3 protein-coding genes are annotated in these 3801 nt (G+C 65.8%); 2 read left to right on the top strand and 1 reads right to left on the bottom strand.

What is annotated here, in order from left to right:
- On the bottom strand, positions 1-1457 hold a 1457-nt coding region (gene crtD, locus RT662_RS08480; RefSeq protein WP_313670273.1), incomplete at its 3' end, for a 1-hydroxycarotenoid 3,4-desaturase CrtD.
- A gap of 155 nt (positions 1458-1612) precedes the next feature.
- On the opposite strand from crtD, the gene RT662_RS08475 reads away from it, so the two are divergent.
- Both RT662_RS08475 and bchC read left to right on the top strand, forming a co-directional pair.
- On the top strand, positions 1613-2773 hold the full coding sequence (locus RT662_RS08475) for a methyltransferase (RefSeq protein WP_313670272.1): 1161 nt from the start codon (positions 1613-1615) through the stop codon (positions 2771-2773).
- 178 nt (positions 2774-2951) lie between these two features.
- Positions 2952-3801: chlorophyll synthesis pathway protein BchC (gene bchC, locus RT662_RS08470; RefSeq protein WP_313670271.1), on the top strand; the 850-nt coding region annotated here is incomplete at its 3' end.

Raw genomic sequence — 3801 nt, 5'->3', positions numbered from 1 at the left:
ACCGGGTGCAACGTCCTGATCGAAGCGCGGACCTGAAGGATCGCTGCGCTCGCCAAGCGGCCGGACAAGGCCGCCATCGGCACGCCCGCTCCCGGGTGCGCCGAACCACTGGCGACCCAGAGCCCGGGCAGCTTCGTCTTGCTGCCAGGCCGGCGGAAGCTGGCCTGCCACCCGTGCGAGGCCCGACCATAAAGGGCCCCACCGCTCGAAGGGAAAAGCGCCTCGAACATCGCTGGGCCCACTGGCACCATTGCTGTTGGTTTCAGTGTCAGCCCGCACCGGGCGAGGACCGCCAGCGTTGCTGTCTGACATTGTTCCATCTCCTCTGGCGTTGGTGGGGAGCCGTCGCCAGTGGGCGGGACGATGAGTTGCAGGCGTTCGGGGCCATCGGGCGGTTTGCCGATGCCACGATCCTGCGCGCAGATATAGATGCTGGGTTCCGTGGGCAGGCGGTGTTCACCGAAGATGTGCCGGAACTCGGCGGCATAATCGGTGGAGAAGAAGACGTTGTGCCGATCCATCTCGAAGCCGCTGGTTTCGGCCGTCGTCATGGTGACGAGGGCGGAAAGCGAGCGTTCGTGGGGTTTGACGCCGGTGACAGCGCGGGAGGCGGCAGCGCCGAAGCGGCCATCGGCGAGGGCGGAAATGTCGCTGTTGGAGAGGATGTCGTGGGCGGGGAGTTCCTCGCCGCTGGCGAGGCGAACCCCGGCGGCGCGGCCATTGCGGACGAGAATCTCCGCCACGTGCGCGTTGTAATGGAACTTCGCGCCCAGCCGCTCGGCGAGCAGCGCCATCTGGCGGGCGACTTCGTGCATGCCGCCTTCCACCAGCCACACGCCGCGTGCTTCCAGATGGGCGATCAGCATCAGCGTGGCAGTGGCCTGGAATGGATCGGCGCCGGTGTAGGTGGCATAGCGGCCGTAAAGCTGGTGCAGGCGCGGATCGCGGAAATATTTGCCCAATGTGTTCCATAGCGTCGCGAACGGGTTGATCGCGAACATCTCGTGCAAGTGGAAGGGGGCGTATTTCAGCGTGAGACCGATGGGGCCCATCGCCGGGCTTTCCATGAACCGGGTTTCCAGCGCGTTCCAGATGCGGGCGGATTCGGCCTGAAAGCGCGTCCAGCCTTCGGCCTCACGCGGCCCGGCGAACTGGGCGACGGCGTCAAAACTGCAGGCGTGATCGGCCCACAGATCAAGGCTGCTGCCATCCTGCCAGGCGTGGCGGGCGAGGCGATCGGATTTGTGCAGGGTGAGATGCGCGTCGAGCGTGGTGCCGGCATCGGCAAAGATCCGCTCAAACACCGGGCGGTGGGTGAAAACGGTGGGGCCGGCATCCACCTGGACCCCGCCGACATCAACGGTGCGCAGCTTGCCGCCGGGGGCGCCCATGCGCTCCACCACGGTCACCGGCACGCCGCGCGCGGCCAGCAGCACGGCGGCCGACAGGCCCGCCATGCCGGCTCCGATGATGACAACGCTGTCAGGGCCTGCCAAATCGCTCTTCCGAATCATCAGTCGTTAAGGTCTGGCAGCTAAACCTGACCATAGGGGTCATGATTGACCTTTGGGCAGCGACTGTCCAGACCGTTTGAAACGAGCTTGTGGGGCACATGGCTGAAAACACGGCCTCTTACGCGTGGAAATTGCGCTGGCTGAACGCGCGCAACCGGATGCTGGCCAACCCGGCGTTCCAGCGCTTTGCCATGCGCAACCCGTTGATGCGGCGCACGGCGCGCTATCACGCCAACGCCATGTTCGCGGTGATCACCGGTTTCGTGCAGACCAAGGCGCTGACCGCGACCGTGGATGCTGGGGTGATTCGCCGCCTGAGCGCCGGGCCGGCCAGCACCGCCGACCTGGCGCAGGGGGCGGGGCTTCCCCAGGAGGCGATGCAGCGGCTGCTGGGCGCGGCGAAGGCGATTGATCTGGTGGAACTGGCGGCGCCCGATCTGTGGGTTCTGGGCCAGCGCGGCGCGGCGCTTTCCACCAACCAGGGCGCGCTGGCGATGATCGAGCATCACAAGATCTTCTATGATGATCTGGCCGATCCCATCGCCATGCTGAAGGGCGGGCGCGGGCAGGGCAAGCTGGCGGCGTTCTGGACCTATGCGCCGGCAGCGGGGCAGGGGCTGCCGGCGGCATCCGATGCAGCGAGCTGGCAGGGCGGCGGCGAAGGAGCGGTGGCGCCCTATTCGGCGCTGATGGCGGCCAGCCAGCCAATGGTGGCCGAACAGGTGCTGGATGCCTATGATTTCAGCCGCCACACCTGCCTAATGGATGTGGGCGGCGGCCATGGCGCCTTCCTCGCTGAAGTGGCGCAGCGCCACCCGCGGCTGAGCCTGAAATTGTTTGATCTGCCCGCCGTGGTGGACGGCGCGAAGGCCAAGCTGGCGGCGCGGGGGCTTTCCCACGTGTCGCTGCACGGCGGCAGTTTCCGCGATGATCCGCTGCCGCAGGGCGCTGATGTGATCAGCCTGGTGCGCATCTGCCATGATCATGATGATGATGTGGTGCGCGCGCTGCTCAGGAAAGCGCATGCCGCGCTGCCGCCCGGTGGCCGCTTGTTGCTGGCCGAACCGATGGCCGGCACAATGGGCGCCGAAGTGATGGGCGATGCTTATTTCGGCCTCTATCTGTGGGCGATGGGATCGGGCCGGCCGCGCACCGTTGCGGCCTATCTGGCGCTGCTGGCCGAAGCCGGATTCGGCAGTGCCCGCGAGGTGGCGACGGCACTGCCGATGGTCACCCGCCTTATCGTCGCGCAGCGCTGAAGCGCGGAACGGGATTCGCCGGTTTCGTCAAGCCTAAAGAAGACGAAGTCCGTCCAATTTTTTGCTTTCAGAACGGTCATGTGCGCTTTACAGCCGCAGAACGCTTTGGATAATAGCCGGCGTATAGGGACAGATCAGCGGGGCAAGGCTGACCGGTTCCCACGAGGGGTTTGGTTGAATGGAAACATTGGCCGTTGTGGTGGAAGAGCCGGAGCGCGTTGCGTTGCGCTCCCTCACGCTCACGCCTCCGCAAGCCGACGACGTGGTGGTGTCGATCGACTTTTCAGGCATTTCCATGGGCACGGAAAAGCTGATGTACAACGGCACCATGCCGATGTTCCCCGGCATGGGATATCCGTTGGTTCCCGGATATGAAGCGGTCGGCACGGTGGTGGACGCCGGCGAGAATGCGACCGCGATGATCGGCAAGACCGTGTTCGTGCCGGGATCGTCGAAATTCGAAGGTGCGCGCGGGCTGTTTGGCGGCCAGGCCAAGACGCTGATCACCGGTGCGGCGCGGGTGATTCCGCTGCCGGCCGAACTCCACGAAAAAGCCGTGCTGATGAGCCTGGCGGCCACTGCCCAGCATGCGGTGGCGGGCGGCGCGATGCCGGATCTGATCATCGGCCACGGCGTACTCGGCCGCCTTCTGGCACGCATCGCCCTGGCGGCGGGCGTGGAGCCGACGGTTTGGGAAATCAATGACGCCCGCATGGCGGGTGCAGAGGGATATCGGGTGGTCAGGCCCGAGACCGACGAGCGGCGGGATTACCGCTCGGTCTACGACGCCAGCGGTGACCACCGCGTGATCGACCAGACCGTCATGCACATGGCGCGTGGGGGCGAGATCGTGCTGGCCGGCTTCTACAGCGATCCGCTGTCGTTCAACTTCGCGCCAGCGTTCCGGCGTGAACTTCGCATACGCATTGCCACAGAGTTCCAGCCTGACGACCTCGCGACTTCGCTCGCGCTGGTGGGCAGCGGTAGGCTGTCACTCGAGGGCCTTGTGACGCACAAGGTACCCGCAT

This window comes from Sandarakinorhabdus sp., assembly GCF_032115815.1.
GTDB lineage: Bacteria > Pseudomonadota > Alphaproteobacteria > Sphingomonadales > Sphingomonadaceae > Sandarakinorhabdus.
The sequence above is the reverse complement of the archived record's forward strand: the minus strand, read 5'-3'. Positions and strand labels throughout refer to the sequence as shown.